The sequence below is a fragment of the Trichocoleus sp. DQ-A1 genome, assembly GCF_039961955.1.
Classification (GTDB): Bacteria; Cyanobacteriota; Cyanobacteriia; order Cyanobacteriales; family FACHB-T130; genus FACHB-T130.
Map to the genome: position 1 here is coordinate 54129 of NZ_JAMPKE010000021.1, position 21214 is coordinate 75342.

The following is a 21214-nucleotide window of genomic DNA, read 5'->3' on the forward strand; positions in this document are numbered from 1 at the left end:
ACTCCTTCCACCTTCGGAAGGGCGTCACCAGGAAAAACATTTTGTAGTTTAGTCTTTGTGAATGTTATTGAACTAATCTAGGGAGTTGTCATGTCCGATTTGATTCAGGCTGTTTTAGAGAGTGATGAAAAAATCGATCTGCGCCAATTTGTGAGTGAGTTACGCCAACAGGACAAGTCGTATTTACTGAGAAACGACATTCTCAATGCTTTTTCCGAATACTGCACAAATCACCAAAAGCCTGAACATTTTGACCAATCCTCCCATTTAGGTAAATTAATTTACTACACTCAAGAAATTATTCGGGAGGATGGAAACATCTGTTTGATCGTCCGCCCAACCATTGCTTCTCAAGAAATCTATCGGTTAACGGAAGATTTAATTGTCGAACCAATGACGGTGCAAGAACTGCTGGATGTACGCGATCGCCTGGTGAATCGCTTCCATCCCCAGGAAGGCGACATCCTAGAACTCGATTTTCAGCCGTTTTACGACTATACCCCGACCATTCGCGACCCTAAAAATATTGGTAAGGGGGTACAGTATCTCAACCGTTATTTATCGAGCAAACTCTTTCAAGACCCCGGACAATGGCTGGAGAGCTTGTTTCAATTTTTAAGCGTCCATTCCTATAACAATCTGCAACTGCTGATCAACGGGCGAATTAAATCGCAGCAGCAACTTTCTAGTCGTGTCAAGCAAGCTTTGGGATTTTTGGGCGATCGCCCTTTTGAGCAAAGCTACGATGAATTTCGGTATGATTTGCAAGCAATGGGCTTTGAGCCTGGGTGGGGAAACACCGCCGGACGGGTGCGGGAAACTCTAGAAATTCTTGATGAACTCCTCGACTCCCCCGATCATCAGACTCTAGAAGCTTTCCTCTCCCGGATTCCAATGGTCTTCCGGATTGTCCTCGTGTCTCCCCACGGTTGGTTTGGGCAGGAAGGTGTCTTGGGACGTCCGGATACTGGCGGACAGGTCGTTTACGTCCTCGACCAAGCCAAGAGTCTCGAACAGCAGATGCAAGAAGACCTCTCGCTGGCTGGGTTGGATGTTCTAGGTGTTGAGCCGAAAGTAATTATTCTCTCTCGCTTAATTCCGAATAGCGATGGTACTTTGTGTAACCAACGCTTAGAAAAAGTTCACGGCACAGATAATGCTTGGATTTTGCGAGTGCCTTTGCGAGAGTTTAATCCCAAAGTGACTCAAAACTGGATTTCCCGGTTTGAGTTTTGGCCTTATCTAGAAAGCTATGCCATCGACTCGGAAAAAGAGCTGCTGGCAGAATTTCAAGGTAAGCCCGACTTAATTGTCGGAAATTATTCCGACGGTAATTTGGTGGCATTTTTACTGGCGCGTCGCTTGAAGGTGACTCAATGCAACATTGCCCACGCCTTAGAAAAATCTAAATATCTTTTCAGTAACCTCTACTGGAACGACTTGGAAGAAAAGTATCATTTCTCCCTACAATTCACTGCCGATTTAATTGCGATGAATGCTGCAAATTTCATCATTAGCAGTACTTATCAAGAAATTGTCGGAACGCCGGATAGTGTGGGACAGTATGAATCTTACAAGTGTTTCACAATGCCGGATTTGTACCATGTAGTGAGCGGAGTTGAGCTATTTAGCCCCAAATTCAACGTGGTGCCGCCTGGAGTAAATGAAAATGCTTATTTTCCCTATTCGCGTACCGAAGATCGCATACCGAGCGATCGCGCCCGGATTGAGGAGATGCTCTTTACTCTCGAAGATCCGTCCCAAATTTTAGGGAAATTGGACGATCCGAACAAGCGCCCCCTCTTCTCAATGGCTCGTCTCGACCGAATCAAAAATCTTACCGGATTGGCTGAGTGTTTTGGCAAGAACGAAGCTTTACAAGAACATTGCAACTTAATTTTAGTTGCTGGGAAGTTGCGCGTTGAGGAATCGAGCGATAACGAAGAAAAAGATGAAATTGTTAAGCTTTACCAAATCATTGAAAAGTACAATCTACAAGGCAAAATTCGCTGGCTAGGCGTGCGCCTTTCTAAAACCGACTCCGGCGAAATTTATCGGGTGATTGCCGATCGTCAAGGTGTCTTTGTTCAACCAGCTCTGTTTGAAGCTTTTGGTCTGACCATTTTGGAAGCGATGATTTCTGGTTTACCGACATTTGCTACTCAATTTGGTGGCCCGTTAGAGATTATTCAGGATAAGTTTAATGGGTTCTACATTAACCCGACGCATCTTGAAGAAATGGCGGAAAAAATCCTGGAGTTTGTCTCTAAGTGCGACCAAAATCCTAACTACTGGTACGAAATTTCTACACGAGCGATTGATCGAGTTTATAGCACTTATACGTGGAAGATTCACACAACCAAACTTCTATCTTTAGCTCGAATTTACGGCTTCTGGAATTATACTTCCAAGGAGAACCGCGAAGATCTACTGCGTTACATTGAGGCGTTGTTCTATTTAATTTACAAGCCGAGAGCGCAGAAACTGTTGGAACAGCAAATGCAGCGATAGGGAGTTTCTCCTCTTAATAAATTGGATGCTAGGGGGATCTGACGTGATTTGCATTACGTTTCGATCCCTCCAACCCCCAATTTATTGGGAGCTAAGAGAAGGTCGCAGATAACATTCTTAACCAATGTGTCTAGAGTCGGGCTTTTCCTACGCAAGAGAAGGGAAATAGAGCCTGAAGCGATGCCAATCTCACTTCAGGCAAAAGTGAAAAAGTATAACTATTGGGGTTCCCAGAAGGTAATTGTTCCGTCAAAATTACCACTAACAAGAGTCTGCCCGTTCGGGGTGAATGCGAGTGAGGAGATAACGTTAAAAGACCCTGTAAAAGGATTGATTATATTACCAGTTTGCAAATCAACTAAGTTTAAACTGCCTTCCGATCCGCCTAATGCACTTGCAAGTATCCGATTATTTGGATGCAAAGCAACAGCATTCACGAAAACGGTGCCTGAATCCTTAATCGGTGTAGAGATGAGTTCGCCGGTTTGCAGATTCCAGATTTTGACGATTTGGTTATAAGTCTCGCTGACAAGGGTTTTGCTATCTCGACCAAAAGCGATCGCTCTGACAGCCTCTCCATTGTTGATGGTGCGAATGGGTTTGCCTGACCTAAGATCCCATAGTTGGATCGTACTGTCTTCATTCCCACTAGCGAGAGTTTTTCCATCGGGACTAAAGGCGACCATTAAATTCGACTGAGGAGATCCCTGGAAGCTATAGATCGATTTACCCGTGCGTGCATTCCACACTTCAATCTCTGCGTTCCGTGCAGTCGTGTTCCAGCTACCAATCGCAAGGCGCTCTCCATCTGGGCTAAAGGCGAGAGATTTAACGTACCAATCCCGCGTGATAGTCCGGATTACCTTGCCAGTTTTTAAATTCCACAGTTTTAGCGAGCCATCGTTGGTCGCGCTACTGCTGGCGAGGGTTTGCCCATTAGGACTAATCGCAAGTGCCCAAATGGTGTCAGTATGACCAGTTAGGGTGCGAATTGGTTGACCCGTTTTCGGATTCCATACTTTGATCGTGCCATCATCGCTACCACTAACCATTAGCTGTCCGTTGGGAGCGATCGCGATCGCTCCCACGCTCCCTGAATGAGCCTCGATGGTGCGAAACGGTCGCACATTTTGCCAAGTGTTGGTGGGTGTTTGAGCCGTTAAGGTGGAGGGAATGACAGGCGGCTGAGATACTGCTTTAAACATAGGCATTGCAGAAACGCCAATCGTTGCCACCACGATCAGCGCCGTGAAAACCTTAGCGGAAATTTGCTGATTTGTCATTTTAGTAAATTGGGAAACAACGCACACTACAAAAATGTGTTGTTTTACACTGAGACGTTGTTGATTTACTTGTGTGCCCAGAATTAGAAAATTTATGTAACGTTACCGTTGCAAATTTCTTAGAAGTATGCAAAGGCAAGGAAAGCGATCGCTCGGACTTTTCTGAATCCGGGAAATTAGCTAGAAGCTATACTCGGTCAAAGTTTAAAGATTAGTTGGAGAAAACTTAGATACCAAAAGCCCCATTCCAGAATCTGTTGTGCTACCGTAATAGGTGAGAATAAATTCGGTTGCAGTGTTTGTTTATAGTATTGATAGGTGTTTTCCTTTTGGTCTTGACAGGCTTCTCTCCGAAATTCAAATCTCTACACCCCCTTGATTTTGGAGACAATCTATGTCTATTTATGTAGGCAATCTATCCTACGAAGTTACGCAAGAAGACCTGACTGGGGTTTTTGCAGAATATGGTTCTGTAAAGCGCGTCCAGCTACCCACTGACCGGGAAACAGGTCGTCTACGTGGCTTTGGTTTCGTAGAAATGGGTACAGAAGCTGAAGAAACAGCTGCCATTGAAGCGCTTGATGGTGCTGAATGGATGGGTCGCGACTTGAAAGTTAACAAGGCGAAGCCCAAAGAAGATAGAGGCCCGTCTGGTGGTGGTGGTCGCGGAAACAACAGCTTTTCTCGCCGCTACTAAGCTTTAGAAACTAAACCTTTTTAGTTTTTCCTTGAAAAAGCTGAGACAAAAAGGGCTGAGTAATTTGTAAGCGCAATTAGTTTCAGTTACTCGTATTAAATTTAAAAAGGCTTAAGCATAATGCTTAAGCCTTTTTTTTGCAGGTATGCATCTCAAGTGTGACGATTCAAGATGCACGTCAACGAGCGACATTTATAGCATTGGTCAAGCTAAAAGTTTCCTGGGGAAGCTAAAACTCGCTTCAATGGGTTTAAGCTTTTAGCCCAGATTTTAGTTTTTAGCTATTCAATTTAAAGTCCCTGCGTTCGCCAAATTCGGATGTTTTTGTCATAACTACCCGTTGCAATCGTCTGTCCATCTTGGCTGATAGAGAGGGAATAAATTGCGCTAGAATCACCCGTCAGCGTTGTAATTTGTTTCCCAGTTTTTAGGCTCCAAATTTTAATTGTTCTATCTTCGCTACCACTAGCGAGAAACTGTCCATCCGAACTAATAGCAACTGCATAAACCATGTCTGCATGCCCTCTCAGGCGACCTTTGAGCTGCCATGTGGTCATGTCCCAAAAATAGATAGTTTTGTCAAAACCCCCACTTATAAGTGTCTGTCCATCTGGGGTAATTGCCAAGGAATGAACCGCATTTGTATGTTTTCTAAGGGTGCGGATGACTTGACCTGTAGAGAGATCCCAAACTTTGATGGTTTTGTCCTCAGAACCACTCACGAGGGTCTGCCCATCTGGGGTAAAGGCAACAACATCAATCCCATTAGCATGACCTGTGAGGCTTAAAATTTGCTCGCCGGAAGTCAGATTCCAAATCTTGATCGTGTCGTCCTTACCCCCACTGGCAATAAACTGCCCGTCAGGACTGAAAACGACCGAATCAATGGAGCTAGAATGCCCCCTGAGAGTGCGGATTACTTGACCTGTAGCAAGATTCCAGATTTTGATTGTATTATCCTGAGATCCGCTAGCAAGAAGCTGCCCATTGGGGCTATATGCAATTGTGAAAATTGGTTTGAAATGCCCGGTAAGGGTGCCAATTTCTTGTCCGCTGGAAAGATTCCAAAGTTTGATCGTGTTGTCAGAACTGCCACTGGCTAAAGTTGTTCCATCAGGGCTAATGGCGACAGCATTTACCCAATTTGAATGCCCTCTGAGGGTGCGTTCTAGTTGAGCGTTTTCCCAAGCGTTTAAGTTCGCTACTGCAACAGAAGCATCAATTGGAGCTGCGTATGCCTTGATGTTGCTGGGTGGAATTATAACGCTCGTAGCCATCACTGTGGCGATCGCGCCTATCGTACCGACTAAAGTCCTAGTTTGAGCAGAAAACATAAAAATAACAGACGAATGGGAAGAAATTTTGCACATCTGCTGAAATATGGGCAGTAATTGCAGAATTTTACAGGTCGTTTCTTAATATAGATGGCGATACCCGCTCCGCACACTCTCTGCGGTCAGAAGCTGCATTCTGAGTAAAAATTTATCGATTTTCTGCACAGTTCAAACTCCTGATTAAACAACCAGCGCGAAAAGCACAGCGATGGCCCTAAGACTTCTAGAGCGATCGCGCTGGTTGAAAGTTCCAATTCGGTGCGAGGGATGCGGGTAAAAAAGGAGCGCCACCACATCCCGATGCAACAACTTCTTAGTGAGGTAGCTTGCTCAACTCAAACCAAGTGCGAGAAGCGACAATTCCATCCGCTACCAAGCCACGGGAGCTTTGGAAGCTTTTCACAGTATTCTGGGTAATTGACCCAAATATACCATCGGGAATCAACTGTAGGACTTTCTGAAGGGTTTTCACTGCTTCACCACGGCTACCTAGTCTCAGTTCCGGCATATCAACGGGGGCACCAGAGTAAAGAGCTTGCCACGTCTTAGCGCCAACAATCCCATCTTCTACTAGAAAGACGCGGTGTTGAAAAGCTTTCACGGCATTTTCGACGGGGAGGTCAAACACATCATCGAAAGGAGTGGCATAATAGCCCCAATGAGCGAGTAGTTGTTGGAGTTCTACCACTGCGCGATCGCGGGAACCTCTACGCAGAACTGGCTTTTTAATCGCATTGGTAGCAGCGGCTTGAGGAGTCATGGCTTCAAATTGATTGGTTGACTGCATGATGAATTTTCCTGGGAAGTGTTGTTTCTACTGTTCCAATCTACTGATGGCAGCCCCGCTTCCCCTTCGCCCTGCTAGGTGTATTTAAACTCACCTTAACCGCTCACCCATTCGTATGAGGCAATACCCACTCGCCCGCTGCTACACGATTCGCTCATTCTGGTGAATTGACCAGTTGTAAAATCTGCACGGGTGTCAACTCCTGTACATTGCTGAAAATCGCAGCAGCACCAGCAGCCTTGAGAGCATTTGCATAAGCATCCCTTTGTTGCTGGTTTTCCTGAACGTGGGGTGGCAAAATGCCCACTGCAATCCAACGACGGTCAGGGTGGAGCGATTCTCCTGGGGAGACGCTAAGCGATCGCGCCTTTTCTATCGTGTAAATGTCAGCAACCGTATCTCCCACATAAATAACCGGGGTTGAGGGGGGAACCGACGATCTTTCTTCCATCGCTTGTACTGCCGCAAACAGCCCTGTTGGGTCAGGTTTACCCGGAGCATCTTCCATCGCAATGAGCAACGGCGACTTTAAACCCAAGCGTTGCTCTAAGACATAATTAGCCGATCCACGGGTAGCACCACTAAAAAAGCCCCAGGGAATTCCAGCTGCTGTCAATTGCTCTAGATAGCTCGGCTGTAATAGCAGCGGTTCATCGCAGATATAACCCGTCCAATGGTGTGGATCTGGCCCACGATACCGCGATTGGAAAAAAGCAACCAAAACGTCATAATCAAGGCTTAGTTGCGATCTTTTCTGTCCAGCGCTTTCAAAGTAACGATAGACCAATTCTTGGGATGCCTCCCAATCGTTATTCCACATCCCTTCCAACTTCAGATGGTCAATTTCCTCTGGGGTTGGTCGGTAAGCACCCTCCGTAAACTGCTCCACAGTATCAGCTAGCGCCCGTCGGTAAGATCCCCCAACATCTCGCACTACACCGTCAATATCGAAAACGACTAAACTTAGGCAACTAGATTCTTGAACCACTGCAAAGCATCTCCCAATCCCAATTAAAATATTCGATGAGCAAACACATAGCTATCCACGATCGCCTAGGTGTAAAATAATCGTTTGTACAGTATTCAACAAGCCTGGGACTTCCCTGGAGGTGTGATTGTCGAGGTTTATTTTAAAGGTTCTCTGGCTGGAAGAGAACGTAGCACTAGCGGTTGACCAAGTAGTAGGCAAAGGCACCAGCCCTCTGACATCTTACTTTTTTTGGCCTCGGAACGATGCTTGGGAACAGCTAAAAAATGAGTTGGAAGCCAAGCATTGGATTACCGATCAAGAGCGCGTCGCGTTGCTCAACAAAGCAACAGAAGTGATTAACTACTGGCAAGAAGAAGGCAAACGCCGTTCTATGTCTGATGCTCAGGCAAAATTTCCAGAAGTCGCCTTCACAGGTAGTGCTTAAGAATTCTCCTGTGCATCTGCCAGAGTTTAATGCTTTTGTCCTGCTGCCAAAGCACTTCAGAGTTGAGCAAGAGAGATAAGCTAACCTTTATGTGACTAAAGAGGGTAGCAATTTCTTTTCTAGGGCTAAACTTTCCTGCTTAGCAACTGGCGATCGCTCATTTTTGCAAAGGACGTATTGTTCCTGTCACCCTGAAGCGGTGGGACAATCGGTATGTCGCTAAAACAATCCGAAAATAGAAAAACCCGTTTTCTGAGAAGAAAACGGGTTTTTCTATGACTACCTCTATACCAATCTCTAGAATCTTGCAATTGGCGCTATTCTTGCCGATAGCTAATCGGTTTTTGTGCCGATTTACCATTTGCCGCGGCTACACTGGTGCGTCCGGTAATACTGCGGAAATAAATGCCCCCAATAGTCAGCAAAAACAGCAGGTAACTGACTGCTTGAACGACGTAGAGCTTATCGGTATATCCGAACAAGGCGCTAAAAAGTAGGCCAGGAAACTTGTCATCGGGAAAAATTTGGGTCGTATTCCAAACGATTGGTCCCAAAATACAAGAGGGATTTTTAGCAAACCGTTCGTAGTAGAAACACAAAGCTTCTGACTTCCGATCCATTTGAGCTAATGTAGCAATCGCTGAGTCAAAATGGCTCAACGAGGATACGACTAAACCTGCAACAACTAGGATCAATAAAACGCCCATCACCTGGAAAAATAGGCGGATATTAATCCGAATTCCCCACTTGAATAAAGCAACACCAATCCCAGCCGCAACTCCCAAGCCAGCCAAGGCACCCAAAGCTGGAATTAAACCTTGTTGAAATTTGGCAAGGATAAAGAGAACCGTTTCAAAACCTTCCCGCAGAACTGCGATGAAAATTAGGCTGAAAATACCCCAACCAGAACCCCCTTTTTGCCTCAGAGCCGATGTAACGGCTCCTTCGACAGATGCTTTCATCGAGCGTGCCTGTTGAGTCATCCAGATGAGCATCCAGCTGAGCATCGCGATCGCGATTACACTAAATACACCCTCCAGAAGTGGCTCCAGCACGGGTGCAAAGGGTTGATTGGATTTCGAGAGTGCTTGAGCTATCCAGGCTAACAGAACGCCTACTACGGCACTGGCGGCAAGCCCAGCCCCAACACCCGCATAAACCCAAGGATTCAGGGAACTCTGCTTGGCTTTTTTCAAGCAAGCCAGCACGATCCCCACAACGAGGGCGGCTTCAACGCCTTCGCGGAGGGTGATCGCAAAGGTAGGTAGCGCAGAACTAAAATCCATGACGATTGGTAATTGGTAGTAAGCAATTGGGAAAAAGTTGTAGAGGCAAGAGTTTATCTCATCTGAGTTTTGAGTTTTGAGCGATCGCGGTTATTGCACCAGTGAGGTACGCCAAAATTCACGATTATCAAGCTTTTCAGTTTTGAGAATGTACCTCACATAACCGAGAACCGTAATTAGAACTTTCTTCTAGCTCAAAGCTCAATATTTAAAACTCAAAATTCTGCTTACCCATTACCCATTAGCTAAAGTCGCGCAACATCTTTTTGATTTCTATGGTGTGCATTTCTTCGGTGCCAATCATCGTGCGGGCAAATTCTTCCAAGTAAATGCTGGCATCGGCAACAGTGTCTAGCAAGGTTTTATAGAGGTCTAACGCTTTCTTTTCATGATTGAAGCTTTCCCGCAAAATGTCCTGCACCGAATGTTTATAGGTTTCCTCAATGGGAGCAATTCGTAGGCTGGGATGTCCCTCTAAACCTGTCAGAATTTCTCCCGCTTGTTGGGCATGGGTCAAAGACTCAGTTGCCTGCAATTTGAAAAATTCCACAATCGGAATTCGATTGGGGCCAATTACCATCAAGGAATAATGGGTATAACGCACCACTCCTGCCAGCTCAAATTCCATGATTGTGTTCAGCAGGTCAATAGTCTTTTTTTGGTCAAGCTCTTTCATGCTTTCGGTGATGTCCTAGATTGGTTAACTCTTCGCGATCGCAGCTTGAGCGTTCTTCTCAATTGTCTTGATTAGCTGGTTTACTTCCTCCGGAGTCTTTACGGGTGCAGCCGGGGGAATGGCGGAGGGCCAAGCAGTTTTCAACTGGGTCATGCTGTCTGCGATCGCTTTGTGGGCTTCCGGATTTTCTTTAACCATTTTATCGGCGATCCCTTTATACAAAGTGTCGGCGTAGTTAACAAACCCCCGCGAGTCTTGATACTCAATCGCAGCGGAGATTTTGCCGTTAGCGATCGCGGCTCCATATTCTGCATTCGCCGCATCCAGCAACCCGTTGATCGTCTGTAGCACAAATTTTGGAGACTGGCGTTGGGTTTCGGGTAAAGCCTGAATTGCCGCGTCCACAGCCTCTGTGGACTGAGCGAAACTTGTTTTCACGCTGGCATCCTTGGGTTTGGACTTTATTAAATCTTGCAGGCTAATCAAAGTTGTCTTAAATTCTTTGACGTTGCGTTCCTTGAGTTGGTCTTCTACATCCACGTAGATTTCTTCTACCGGGTGTCCAATATGAGGTTCGGCTTGGTCGGGTTTTTGTTGATCCAGAAGTTCTCTGGCAACCAAGAGATGACCTTTCATTAAGCCTAACTTGGTCATATAATCAACGTCTTTGGCTTCCCCAGTTAGCACCACATCCTGAATCGTGACCATGTCTTTCACTTGGTCATATTGCTCCTGGCTAATTACTTTTTTGGTGACTAATTCCTCAGGACTGCCGTAGGGACGACTTGCTTGAATTTTATTAGACAGTGCTGGAATGCCTAATTTTGCTTCTAATTTGTCTAACTCGGAGAGAATAGCCGTGTTAATGTTGATTTGCTTACCACTACTGTGATTGTGAGCAGCCGTTTCTGTGGTACTTGCAGGGGAAGAAGCTGCGGTCGAGGGACTCGCTGCTGGGGATGCGGTGTTGTCGGTGGTTGGGGCATTCCCACAGCTGGTAAGAGCGATTAAACCAGCGATCGCCACGATAAAAGATAAAGACCGAAAAGAAGGCATCATTGAAGAGTTTTGAGACATTTTTTTTATTCAGATTCCGGGGTTTATTATCTAGTAGTTGCAAAACTATATCAACTACTTTTTGCGAAAATTTCTACTAAGCGGAACCCATTACTTCAAACTGACCCATACAACCGTGTTCTGCCATCTCATCCTGATGGGGATGAAACATATATTTCCCCGGGTACCGGAAGGAAAATTCTAGGATATGCCGCTCAGCGGTACCCATCGTGATGACATCTGTTTCTTCGCTGGGAGTTAGAGTGCGCCCAGTGCGATACACCTGAAACATATTGGCGTGTAGGTGAAACGTCGCCGCTACATCGAACTCAATCATGTTCAGAACGTATAGGCGAATCAGTTGATTCTGGTAAATCGGGATCGGGTGCATCATGTAATAGTCAGGCAGACCATTAAAGGCATAAAGTTCATTTTTCCGATCCTCATCGATGTCATAGCCAGCCATCATCAACACCATCTCATCTGCTGGTGGACGAGCCTCAGGAGGGTCGATGATAAACATTCCGTACAGACCTTTGCTAATATGCCGCGTCACAGGCTCCGTGTGACAGTGGTACAGATGCACGCCAAACGGTTCTGCGTCAAACTCATAAATCGTTGCGGCTCCGTGGCGCACCGGACGCACTCCATCCATCTCAGAACGGTGGAAGCCATGAAAGTGCATCGAGTGGGAATGTCCACCTTGATTGAGGAAAAGAACGCGAATGCGATCGCCTTCTTTTGCCCGTAATGTTGGCCCTGGTACGCGATTGTTGAAAGTCCAGGTGTTAAAAGAAACCGCACTATTGAGCTGTAGCATGGAATTCTCCGCAACAATCCGAAATTCCCGGATTGTGCGTCCATTTTCCTGCTTAATCGTGCCATAATCAAAATCCCGCAACACCCTCATGGGGTTTAAGCCACTCGGATCGGCGGGTGTATCGCTGGCAACTGGTGGCACTCTTGCTGGGAGCGTTCGTTTTTTATTGAGAGCGGGTAAAGCCAAGCGTAAAGCATTACCTCCGGCTAACGCTGCACCAGTCACACCGACTCCTGCTAATCCTAGTGCCAGCAGTTTGCGGCGGCTCAAAGGTTTTCCTTGTTGTAGTAATAGTAGTGGGTTCTTCGGCATGGCACGATCGACGGTTCGCGCCGATCAATTGAGGAAAGTTTGTAAATAATTCCAGAAGAGTATAAAACTCTGTTCATTTATTGTCAATTATTCTCAATAAGTAAATCAAGATAAACGTTAGTAAAATTGCTTGCCTAGTTTTGACAGTGCATATATAGCATTAAGGCGTCGTGCGACTTTCATCGCCGTTTTTTCGATAGTGAGGTTCGGTAATCGTCGTGAGGGCGAATTTTTCTGCGTCCTTTGCGGTTAAAACAATCAAGTCCAAGCCCGGAAGAAAGTATTATCCTCCCAAGCAGCAGCCGTGCGTTGCTCAATTTCTGCGATCGCTCTCTCAGCAAGTGGTTGGAATGCCTGGGCTACCTTGACATTTGACTCTAACTGTGTAGGATTTTCAGCGGCGATGACTGCACAATGTACACCTGGGACTGACAGCGAATATCCCAACGCTTGATGCATTCCCTCCAACACTCCCGGCTTAAATAGACGCCCATAAGCAGGAACCTTCATGGCAATGACGCCCAGCTTTTTCTCACGCGCCACGGGTAGCACCGCCGGGATAAACGGACGCGGATGGTGTTTATCGGCAGCATTTACGGGAATAAGTGTTGTGTCAAAGGCATAACGGCGCAAGCCTTCAGCAATGATTGCCGGTTCGTGGTGCCCAGTAATGCCAACGAAACGCACCAGCTTTTGCTGTTTTGCCTCTTCCAAAGCCTGAATTGCACCGTTGCGCCCAAAAATTTCGTCTAGTTCTTGCTCAAAAGAGACATGATGGAGTTGCCATAGGTCAAGGTAATCTGTATTCAGACGTTTGAGACTGCGCTCCAACTCTCGCCAAGCCCCATCTCGGTCGCGGATAGCCGTCTTACTACTCAGGAATAACTTACTTCGATGTGCAGGTAGCACTTTTCCTAGATAGTCTTCGCTAGGGCCATAGCTTGCCCCTGTATCAAAGTGACGAATGCCCAAATCTAAAGCTTTTTGAACGAGCGCGATCGCTTTCTCTTCCGAATTTTCCCAGGATAATGGTGTCTGTCCAGCACCCCCTAAACCGAGAATCGGGAGACGCACCCCAGTACTTCCCAATTCCCGTTCCGGTATGGTTGCTGTCACCGGCGTTGGAGATGACTCCGCAGGCGTCCGCTCTTCTTTCAACGCCGCAGTGCCGACAATTCCTCCTGCTACAGCTATGCTAGTGGCTAAGAAAGCACGGCGCGTTGTTTTCGGTGTCATGGTGATTTTATAGAGTAGTGCTTCTACTCTTTGTTTTAGCAGCGATTCCTGCTTGCGATCGCAATGATTCTGGTTGTTTCATCGGATGCGATCGCGTCTGAAATTTCAACGACGGAACACTCTGGCTGAAATAAAACAAATCTTCTCTGTTGTCATGTTAGAAAGCATTTGACAATGAACAATGGGGAAGAAGCTTAAGTGGTGTGAAGAGTAGAGATGTGCAAAATCCTCAGGAATTCTCAGTGGCTAAGCTCAGCAGTTTTAGGAGCAATCCTGATTGTCAGTGGGAAAGCGATCGCGTCTGAAATTCCGACAACGCCAGAAAATCCCGTTCCTGTTGACACTCCAGAAGTTGTTATGCCCGTCGATGACCCCCCGGAGTCATCATCCAGCGTTTTAGAACAAATTGATGGCTACGCTCAGCCAGACTCGGCGCAGGAAGACTCTGTTGATGACCGCATGAACCAAGTCACCAACGTTTCCCAGCTAAAGGATGTTCAACCAGGTGACTGGGCGTATGAGGCGCTACGGTCTTTAGTAGAGCGATATGGGGTCATTGCTGGCTATCCCGATGGCACCTTTCGGGGCAATCGAGCCTTGAGCCGCTATGAATTCGCTGCTGCCCTAAATCTTGCCCTCAACCGAATTAGCCAGGTACTGCCTGTGGCGAACGGAGACGCCATTGCTAAAGAAGACTTAGTGATATTGGAGCGTTTAAAAGAAGAATATACCCTTGAACTCGCCTTGCTGCGCGGGAAAGTCGATGAACTAACAGCGCGGACTGAGGAACTGAAACTGATTGGATTTTCCACCACGACCAAACTTGCTGGGGAAGCGATTTTTGGGGTTGCAGGCGTTGCAACTGGGGAAAATGCTGATGGCAAGCCGATCGATGACGTGGCAATCTTTGGGCATCGGACGCGCCTAAACTTAGAAACTAGCTTTACAGGTCGAGATATCCTGAGAACTCGACTGCAAGCTGAAGGATTGGGTTCGCTTTCCGAACGTACCCTTACTCCCGAAGGCGACCTGTTTTTTACGGGCGATACTAGCAGTGATGTCGTGATTGATGAGCTGCTTTACCAGTTCCCCGTCGGCAAGAATACAGAAGTCGTGGTTGCTGCTAATGCCGCTGATGCAGAAAACTTTACGAATACCGTCAACCCTTACCTGGATGGCGACGGTGGCAGCGGTGCCTTATCTCGCTTCGGAACCCGTCCTTCCATTTACTACCTGGTTGAGGGGGCAGGTATTGGGATTCGGCACGCTTTCAACGAAAAACTGGAACTGAGCTTAGGCTATTTAGCCGGGGACGCTGATACTCCGGAATCTGGAAACGGATTGTTCAATGGTTCTTATGGAGCACTAGCGCAAGTATTATTTAAACCCAGCGATCGCGCCAGCATTGGATTAACTTATGTTCACGCTTATAAAAATGACCTGCAAACTGGCAGCAATGACGCCAACCTGAATAATCAGTTAAATCCGTTAGGGTTTCCAGTGGTTAGCAATTCCTACAGTGTAGAAGCCTCTTTTCAGATTAGTCCCCGGTTTGTCGTCGGAGGATGGGTTGGCTACACGGCGGCGAGGGCGATCGCCCTGGGAGATGCCAACATCTGGAACTGGGCTTTAACGTTGGCATTTCCTGACTTGGGAAAAACCGGCAATTTGGCAGGTGTGATTGTTGGCATGGAACCAAAGGTGACAAATCGGGCTAATAGCCTTAGCCAGTTGGGCATTCAGGATTCAGATACTTCATTGCACCTAGAAGCGTTCTATCAGTACCAGGTGACGGATAACATCGCGATAACACCGGGGATTATCTGGCTCACTGCTCCCGATCATAATGCGGCTAATGACGATCTGGTGATTGGCACCATCCGAACAACGTTTACTTTTTAAAAGTCTGAAGTCATTAGTCATCCGTCCTTAGTTGCGGCTCCTCAACTAAGGACGGATGACTAATGATGAATCTCCAGATTCAGGATATAGCTCCCCAACTGGACTTTTTCGGACCATAATTCATATTCCAGCCGCAGATGTTCTGGCAAGAGACGCCCTTCTAGAGTCAAACTTTTGGTAAAGTTTCGCAGACGCACCTGTCCATGCGCGGCTAAGGACTCGCTATGTAACCAATAGCGGCTAAGACCATAAATTCCTCGTTCCCAGAGATGGCGATAACTCAACTTGCCGTTTCCCTGCATGGTCATGATCACCCTAGAAGGGGAAATTTCCAACCACAAAAGTCTGGGAGTTTCTGGCGGTTGGTCTTTAGCAACAGTGGGCGCTTCATCAGAGCGTTCCCAATCCCGGATTTCTGGTTCCGTGAGCAGCAGATGAAAGCGCTGTTTGTCTTTTTGATATAAGGTAGCAGCGGTTTCAATGGTAGACCAAACCGGCATATCAGTAGATACAAGTGATAGGCAGACAGGTCTGCGGTGATGGGTCAGCATGGAATGTGAGGAGATAGAAATTAAAGACTACTATTGTTCTAGCAGCTCTAGCTGACGCGATCGGGCTTTTCACTAAAATTACGTCCCGATTGGTCGCGTCCCGCGATCGCGGGACGGCAAATTATTGCCGCATACCCTGGCTGCTTACCCAGCCACTAGCCTAACGCGATCGCGCTCCTCCTGCCCCAAAACTCCGAAATTGCCTGTCTTAACTCCCCGCTCAAATTTTTTTCGTTTAGGTGTTGACAAAAGCTTTTCAATTGGCTAAATTAATAAAAGTGCAACGGAGCAGGCCCCCATCGTCTAGAGGCCTAGGACACCTCCCTTTCACGGAGGCGACGGGGATTCGAATTCCCCTGGGGGTATCAAAAGGGAAAAGGCAAGAAGTTTTTCTTGCCTTTTCCCTTTTTAATTTAAGGGAATAAATTCTCATCGTTACTAGATGAGAAAAGAACGAACGGCTAACAGCTATTTTTCAGTGAGTTTGTCTATTTTTTCTTTCAAGCCTAAATTGAATAAAGAGCGTAGCAACACCAAGAACCATAGACCTGATAAACCAAAAATAGCGATCGCCCAACTACTATAGGAAGGTAGCGCCAGCAGCACTGCCGCCGACAGGAGGGTAAAACCTGTTAAACAGGCATAAACTAGGCTTTTTAGGGCTAAATTAATCCGTTTGAGGATGCGATCGCTTTCAAGGGTTCGCACTCGCAGTTGTAACTCTCCCTGTTCAATTCGTTCTTCTAAGCGCCGGATTAAAATTTCCGAAGCTTTTGGTTGTCGCAATTTATAACCAATAAAATTCTTGGCTTGTCGGGCAAGTTCCCCGATTAAGTTTCCTTTGGCTTGAGAGACAGTGATACTTTTAATAAAGGGTTGAGCCGCTGCTACTGGATTATATTCAGGATCGAGTGTCCTAGCGATCCCATCGAGTGTGGTTAAAGCCTTCAAAATAAACGTCATCTGGGCAGGCAAGCGAAAGGGTTGCTGCTCAAACATGGCATAAACTTCCGTACTCATTTCACTAAAAGCTTTGACATCAATTGGTTTTTCAGTGAATTTATCTAAGATAAAAGTTAATAATCTCCGTACCGGAGTCATATCCGCGACAGGCACCACTAAACCCATATCAATCAAGGTATCTAATACCTCGTCTGTATCCTTTTTTAGGACGGCAAAAAATGTCCTAATCATTTGATCCTTGGCAATGGACTTGAGTTCTGCCATCATGCCAAAGTCATAAAAGATTAAGCTGCCATTCTGGCTTACTGCCATGTTTCCAGGGTGGGGATCTGCCTGGAAAAAGCCATCTTGCAAAAGTTGTTTTAAATAACAACAAATTCCTAGTTGGTTGATTCTTTTCGGGTCTAACCCACAGGCTTCAATAGTTTTGCGATCGCTTACTTTGATTCCAGGTAAATATTCTACAGTTAAAATTTTGGTGGTTGTGTAACGCCAGTAAACTTTCGGAATCAGAATCCGGGGATAACCGAGGAAATTGGCAGCAAAACGTTCGGCATTTTTACCTTCTTGAATATAATCAATCTCTTGATAAAGAAGATTAAAGAATTCGCTATAAATTGCTTCTAATTCATATTTTCTTGTCCAAGGCATATAGCGCCGCGAAAAACGGACAAGCCTACCCAAAGCTTGAAAATCTAATTTAAATAACCTTTCTAATCCCGGACGTTGTACTTTGACAACGACATCTTCACCCGTATGCAGCCGTGCTTTGTGGACTTGCCCTAAACTAGCCGCAGCAATCGGAAAACGATCGAATTCCCGATACAGAGCATGAATTGAATTACTAAGTTCCAATTCAATCAGCGCGACTGCTTGCTCGGCACTAAATTCCGGAACCCGATCCTGTAGCTGCCCCAACGCTTCTACATATTCTAGAGGCAGCAAATCTGCGCGGGTAGATAATGCCTGCCCAATCTTAATAAAAGTGGGACCTAAATCTAGTAAAGTTTCAACTAACCACTGTGCCCGACGCTTTTTATGTAAAGGGGAAGTATTTCTAAAGATATTATCCCACCATAAATAAAACACCCACTCTGCTGCTGCTCCAAAAATGTCTAGTTGACGAGCAAGGGCAGTATATTTCGTTCGTTGCCAACGTAGGGGTTTTAGTGGAGCTTTTGCGAGCATATCATCCCTTAATAAAGTCAGGAGTCAGAATCGGGGTGCTTGGCAGGTAAGCCCTTACAAGAATTAGTAAGCCGTGAAATCTCGAAGCAAGCCAGTCTGAACTGCTACAAGAACAGAAGAGAGGAATTCACCACTTTTCCCCTATTTTCAGAATATGCAAGTTAAACGTGCAACAGCTTATAAATTCTCAGATTTGGCGTCTGGTTGTCTAGTTTCTGGCTTCAGACTTGAGTGCTGTCAAAAGACTGAGGCAAGGTGAGCGTGAAGCAGGTTTCGCAAGCGTGAGTATCTTCAGTAGAACAACTAGAGACAGCGATCGCACCATTGAGGTGCTGTACTAAAGACTTTACCAGAGCTAGACCCAACCCAGTGCCTTGAATTGCTTGTTCGGTGATGCCTTTACCCCGGCGGAATTTATCAAAGATATACCCCATTTCTGCTGGCGAGATGCCAGGACCATTATTGCTCAAGTAAAGAACAATCTGATTCCCTTGCGGATTAATCTCGTGAGCAGCACGTAAATGAACGGTAGAATCTGGCTCAGAATATTTGCCAGCATTGGTCAAAAGCTCATGCAGTATGCGATTGAGGCTATCCGTGTCAGTCTGAAGCATTAGCGATCGCTTGGGTAACTCTACTGCTAGCGTTAATCCTTTATCCACCCATTTCTGCTCAAACGGCTCAACTAACTCTTGAATAACCTGCTTGAGGTCTATCTTTTGCAGATGAATTGAAGATTTCTTCGACTCCAGTTTCTGGAGAGCGAGCAAGTCCGCGATCAAATCAATTTCTCGAGTACACTGCTCATCCAGCATTTGCAGATACTTAGCACGACTTTCTGGCGACTGTTCGGCTTGACGTAACATCCGAATCGCTAGCTTCATCGTGGTGAGCGGTGTGTTCAACTCATGGCTCAGGTTGCTGATGAATTCATCCTTCACTTGATTGAGTTGCCGCAACTGATCGAGTTGTTGGCGAGTTTTTTCGTACAACTTTGCCTGCACTTCCATACTGCCTTGCAGCTGGGCGGTACGCTCCTCGACAAGAGCTTGCACTTGGCGTAATGATTGCGTTTGAATGATTGCTGTACTCGCCTGAGCGCTGACTAATTTTACTAACTCTAATTCCTCAGATTGCCAGGAACGAGGCTGATGATGCTGTAGCACCAGGAACCCTAACACGGTACCTTGGCTTTCCAGGGGAACCATCAGCAGAGCAGGCATGGCTTCTTTAAACAGGTCGGAGGATTGGCTGGCAGAGGTGTCTGCTGGGTTGCTGGTAGCGAGATCCGCTTGATTCGCGATCGCCAATAGCTCAGGCGACTGCATGAAGACTTGTTGGCACCAGTGACACTCCGATAGAGCAAAAGAATGGTTTAACCAAGAAGGTAAAACAGAAGCGGTTGTTTCTTTAATTGCTGGTTGTTCGCTGTTGCTTTGGGAAGACCATTCGCAAACTACCGTAACTTTCGCTTTAGGAATCTGCTTTAAAGAACGGTTTTTCAACGGGGGAGCGACGTATTTCAACAGTAGAATAAAGCCACGGTGAACTTGGAAAGCTTGAGCTGTACCGGCAAGCGCGAGTTGGAGAATCTGATTCACGTCTTTGCCTGCTCGAATTGCCAAGGTCAGCTGGTTGATCAGGATTTGGTATTGGGCGGCGATACGCACCTGTCGCTGGAGTTGGACTTGAGAAATGGCGATCGCAACTGAGTCTGACACAGCTTTCAACAATTCTTTTTCAATCTCTGTCCAATCGCCGGGTTGCGATCGCCCGACGACAATCACCCCATTTGCTGAAGATTGAAATTGGGTTTGAATTCCCAGCACGGCACGTACCGGATCTTCCCAGGCACGTCCAGTTTCAATTGCCTGAGTATCCGAAATCGCTACAGGTTGGCGATCGCTTAGGATCTCTTCTAGCACGGCATTTTCTTGCATCCATCCTTTCGAGGACAGAGGACGCACGCTCTTAAACTCAACGGTTCCCACCTCCGCCACGTTGGATGTTCCGTTAGACCCTGAAAATGCCTCTGCATACCAAAAAGCAGCCTGTGGCGTCGCCTGATGGCTCGCGATCGCTTTTATAAAACAAGCGTCTGCCTGCAAACTCCTTCCCACCACCTCCGCAATTTTGGGCAATACCGCTTCCGGAGCTGAGCTTGTCAGAAGGATTTGAGTAATCTGTTGCCCTAAGTGAATGCAGCGATCGCTGGGGTAATGCATGAGTGCGCCCTTGTATTCCTCTATAAAACCCGGTTCAACTGGACTGGGCATCGGTGAAGTGAGAGGCTCTACCATCAGGGTTGCAGCTGTTTGCAGCTCTTTGACAGCCGCCAGCTCTTCCTGAGCCGCTTTACTAACGCTAGCGTGCCGCTTTGCGACCAACTCTTGGGACATCCGCGTTGCGATCGCAGTGGCTGCATCCATATCCGCTTGTGCATCATTCATCTTAGCCGAGCTTCATTAGGAGGACATCAAGGCAGGGGTTAAAAGACACTCTGCTGGATAGAGGGAGAGGCGTTGGCACGGCAGCAATAAAAACAGTCGTTTGTCGGGAGCAATCCGCTGTCAATCTTTTACAACCATGACTGGGGCAACCAGATTTCACCCTCACTCTTCTATAGACTAGGGTTCCCAGATTTTTTAGATTTCTACCAGTTCAAATGCCTAATTTCTAGAAGTGGTAACCAGTACCTCTGTGGGTAAACGTTTCAACGACTCAGCCTGCCCCAGTATTTTTTCTTCCAGCTGCACGCGCGACTCTTGCGTCACCTGACCAGACATGGCAGCTTGTTGTAGGCTCATAAAAGCTTTCAGATCCTCTGAGCCATATTTGCCTTGGAGCATCTCCCGGAGCAGCTCTTCTGCTTCCACTGTCAAAAAACCAGTACTGAGAGCTTGTTGAACCACTTCTCGAATTAGAATCATCGTGCACCTCCTAGACGACTTGCTCAGCAAGGTCAGTATCCAATTTATCCAGTTGCCATCAGGTGACGCTAATCTTTCTGTCTAAGTGACCCTACCGGCAATGACTTTATGATGTATACATCCTGATTCTTGTGATTTCCAGTTAGGGCTTTTGTGATTGAAATCACTGAAATATTTACTAAAACCTGAATACCAAATTGGCTTTTTCTTAAATAAAGCTCAATGGCAGACTTGGCCTAAATCACAGTGACGTAACTTCTTTTCTCC

The 21214-nt window shown here is 46.5% G+C and carries 17 protein-coding genes and 1 tRNA gene; 5 read left to right on the plus strand and 13 right to left on the minus strand.

Annotation, left to right across the window (positions count from 1 at the left end; genetic code table 11):
• Nucleotides 1-90 precede the first annotated feature (90 nt).
• Nucleotides 91-2511 carry a sucrose synthase gene (locus NDI33_RS18865; RefSeq protein ID WP_190429972.1) on the plus strand — a complete coding sequence of 807 codons (2421 nt, stop codon included), beginning with the start codon at nt 91-93 and terminating at the stop codon, nt 2509-2511.
• Nucleotides 2512-2729: 218 nt separating this feature from the next.
• Here NDI33_RS18865 and NDI33_RS18870 read toward each other — a convergent pair whose 3' ends face one another.
• Entirely contained in the window at nt 2730-3794 is a 1065-nt protein-coding gene (locus NDI33_RS18870; protein WP_190672913.1) for a WD40 repeat domain-containing protein, read from the minus strand.
• 394 nt (nt 3795-4188) lie between these two features.
• Here NDI33_RS18870 and NDI33_RS18875 point away from each other — a divergent pair, with 394 nt between their 5' ends.
• Nucleotides 4189-4491 carry an RNA-binding protein gene (locus tag NDI33_RS18875; RefSeq protein ID WP_190410814.1) on the plus strand — a complete coding sequence of 101 codons (303 nt, stop codon included), beginning with the start codon at nt 4189-4191 and terminating at the stop codon, nt 4489-4491.
• Nucleotides 4492-4781: 290 nt separating this feature from the next.
• Here NDI33_RS18875 and NDI33_RS18880 read toward each other — a convergent pair whose 3' ends face one another.
• The 3 genes from NDI33_RS18880 to NDI33_RS18890 all read right to left on the minus strand — a co-directional run bounded on the left by NDI33_RS18880 (nt 4782) and on the right by NDI33_RS18890 (nt 7600).
• Nucleotides 4782-5825 carry a WD40 repeat domain-containing protein gene (locus NDI33_RS18880; RefSeq protein WP_242033017.1) on the minus strand — a complete coding sequence of 348 codons (1044 nt, stop codon included), beginning with the start codon at nt 5823-5825 and terminating at the stop codon, nt 4782-4784.
• A 313-nt stretch (nt 5826-6138) separates the two neighbouring features.
• Nucleotides 6139-6612, minus strand: coding sequence for a peptidoglycan-binding protein (locus tag NDI33_RS18885; RefSeq protein WP_242029116.1), 474 nt, complete (start codon nt 6610-6612; stop codon nt 6139-6141).
• A gap of 154 nt (nt 6613-6766) precedes the next feature.
• A complete protein-coding gene (locus tag NDI33_RS18890) occupies nt 6767-7600 on the minus strand; it encodes a TIGR01548 family HAD-type hydrolase (RefSeq protein WP_190410815.1) in 834 nt (277 codons plus the stop codon).
• Nucleotides 7601-7727: 127 nt separating this feature from the next.
• Here NDI33_RS18890 and NDI33_RS18895 point away from each other — a divergent pair, with 127 nt between their 5' ends.
• Entirely contained in the window at nt 7728-8027 is a 300-nt protein-coding gene (locus NDI33_RS18895; protein WP_190410816.1) for a 30S ribosomal protein PSRP-3, read from the plus strand.
• 317 nt (nt 8028-8344) lie between these two features.
• Here NDI33_RS18895 and NDI33_RS18900 read toward each other — a convergent pair whose 3' ends face one another.
• From NDI33_RS18900 to NDI33_RS18920, 5 genes are all read right to left on the minus strand, one after another.
• Nucleotides 8345-9313 carry an FTR1 family protein gene (locus tag NDI33_RS18900; RefSeq protein WP_190429405.1) on the minus strand — a complete coding sequence of 323 codons (969 nt, stop codon included), beginning with the start codon at nt 9311-9313 and terminating at the stop codon, nt 8345-8347.
• Nucleotides 9314-9554: 241 nt separating this feature from the next.
• Nucleotides 9555-9989, minus strand: coding sequence for a ferritin-like domain-containing protein (locus NDI33_RS18905; RefSeq protein WP_190410818.1), 435 nt, complete (start codon nt 9987-9989; stop codon nt 9555-9557).
• Between the two features lie 24 nt (nt 9990-10013).
• Nucleotides 10014-11045 (minus strand): helix-hairpin-helix domain-containing protein, encoded by a 1032-nt coding sequence (locus tag NDI33_RS18910; RefSeq protein ID WP_190672963.1) that lies wholly within the window; start codon nt 11043-11045, stop codon nt 10014-10016.
• Nucleotides 11046-11142: 97 nt separating this feature from the next.
• Entirely contained in the window at nt 11143-12177 is a 1035-nt protein-coding gene (locus tag NDI33_RS18915; RefSeq protein WP_190672916.1) for a multicopper oxidase domain-containing protein, read from the minus strand.
• Between the two features lie 258 nt (nt 12178-12435).
• Complete coding sequence (locus NDI33_RS18920; protein ID WP_190672919.1) at nt 12436-13413, minus strand: aldo/keto reductase; 978 nt, start codon at nt 13411-13413, stop codon at nt 12436-12438.
• A gap of 216 nt (nt 13414-13629) precedes the next feature.
• Here NDI33_RS18920 and NDI33_RS18925 point away from each other — a divergent pair, with 216 nt between their 5' ends.
• Nucleotides 13630-15315 (plus strand): iron uptake porin, encoded by a 1686-nt coding sequence (locus NDI33_RS18925; protein WP_190672922.1) that lies wholly within the window; start codon nt 13630-13632, stop codon nt 15313-15315.
• 59 nt (nt 15316-15374) lie between these two features.
• Here NDI33_RS18925 and NDI33_RS18930 read toward each other — a convergent pair whose 3' ends face one another.
• Nucleotides 15375-15866 carry a hypothetical protein gene (locus tag NDI33_RS18930; protein ID WP_190532895.1) on the minus strand — a complete coding sequence of 164 codons (492 nt, stop codon included), beginning with the start codon at nt 15864-15866 and terminating at the stop codon, nt 15375-15377.
• Between the two features lie 292 nt (nt 15867-16158).
• Between NDI33_RS18930 and NDI33_RS18935 the strand changes: the two genes are divergently transcribed.
• Nucleotides 16159-16231, plus strand: a tRNA-Glu gene (locus tag NDI33_RS18935).
• Between the two features lie 103 nt (nt 16232-16334).
• Here NDI33_RS18935 and NDI33_RS18940 read toward each other — a convergent pair.
• The 3 genes from NDI33_RS18940 to NDI33_RS18950 form a co-directional block, all read right to left on the minus strand.
• Nucleotides 16335-18017, minus strand: coding sequence for an AarF/ABC1/UbiB kinase family protein (locus NDI33_RS18940; RefSeq protein ID WP_190672925.1), 1683 nt, complete (start codon nt 18015-18017; stop codon nt 16335-16337).
• Between the two features lie 221 nt (nt 18018-18238).
• The gene (locus NDI33_RS18945; RefSeq protein ID WP_190672928.1) at nt 18239-20467 is read right to left on the minus strand and encodes a GAF domain-containing protein; all 2229 of its coding nucleotides are present in this window, start codon (nt 20465-20467) and stop codon (nt 18239-18241) included.
• Between the two features lie 219 nt (nt 20468-20686).
• A complete protein-coding gene (locus tag NDI33_RS18950; protein WP_190432645.1) occupies nt 20687-20947 on the minus strand; it encodes a hypothetical protein in 261 nt (86 codons plus the stop codon).
• Nucleotides 20948-21214: the final 267 nt, after the last annotated feature.

Coding starts and splice junctions, on each gene's coding strand:
- NDI33_RS18865 (WP_190429972.1), top strand. CDS start 91: ATGTCCGATTTGATTCAGGCTGTTTTAGAGAGTGATGAAAAAATCGAT.
- NDI33_RS18870 (WP_190672913.1), bottom strand. CDS start 3,794: ATGACAAATCAGCAAATTTCCGCTAAGGTTTTCACGGCGCTGATCGTG.
- NDI33_RS18875 (WP_190410814.1), top strand. CDS start 4,189: ATGTCTATTTATGTAGGCAATCTATCCTACGAAGTTACGCAAGAAGAC.
- NDI33_RS18880 (WP_242033017.1), bottom strand. CDS start 5,825: ATGTTTTCTGCTCAAACTAGGACTTTAGTCGGTACGATAGGCGCGATC.
- NDI33_RS18885 (WP_242029116.1), bottom strand. CDS start 6,612: ATGCAGTCAACCAATCAATTTGAAGCCATGACTCCTCAAGCCGCTGCT.
- NDI33_RS18900 (WP_190429405.1), bottom strand. CDS start 9,313: ATGGATTTTAGTTCTGCGCTACCTACCTTTGCGATCACCCTCCGCGAA.
- NDI33_RS18905 (WP_190410818.1), bottom strand. CDS start 9,989: ATGAAAGAGCTTGACCAAAAAAAGACTATTGACCTGCTGAACACAATC.
- NDI33_RS18910 (WP_190672963.1), bottom strand. CDS start 11,045: ATGCCTTCTTTTCGGTCTTTATCTTTTATCGTGGCGATCGCTGGTTTA.
- NDI33_RS18915 (WP_190672916.1), bottom strand. CDS start 12,177: ATGCCGAAGAACCCACTACTATTACTACAACAAGGAAAACCTTTGAGC.
- NDI33_RS18920 (WP_190672919.1), bottom strand. CDS start 13,413: ATGACACCGAAAACAACGCGCCGTGCTTTCTTAGCCACTAGCATAGCT.
- NDI33_RS18925 (WP_190672922.1), top strand. CDS start 13,630: ATGTGCAAAATCCTCAGGAATTCTCAGTGGCTAAGCTCAGCAGTTTTA.
- NDI33_RS18930 (WP_190532895.1), bottom strand. CDS start 15,866: ATGCTGACCCATCACCGCAGACCTGTCTGCCTATCACTTGTATCTACT.
- NDI33_RS18940 (WP_190672925.1), bottom strand. CDS start 18,017: ATGCTCGCAAAAGCTCCACTAAAACCCCTACGTTGGCAACGAACGAAA.
- NDI33_RS18945 (WP_190672928.1), bottom strand. CDS start 20,467: ATGAATGATGCACAAGCGGATATGGATGCAGCCACTGCGATCGCAACG.
- NDI33_RS18950 (WP_190432645.1), bottom strand. CDS start 20,947: ATGATTCTAATTCGAGAAGTGGTTCAACAAGCTCTCAGTACTGGTTTT.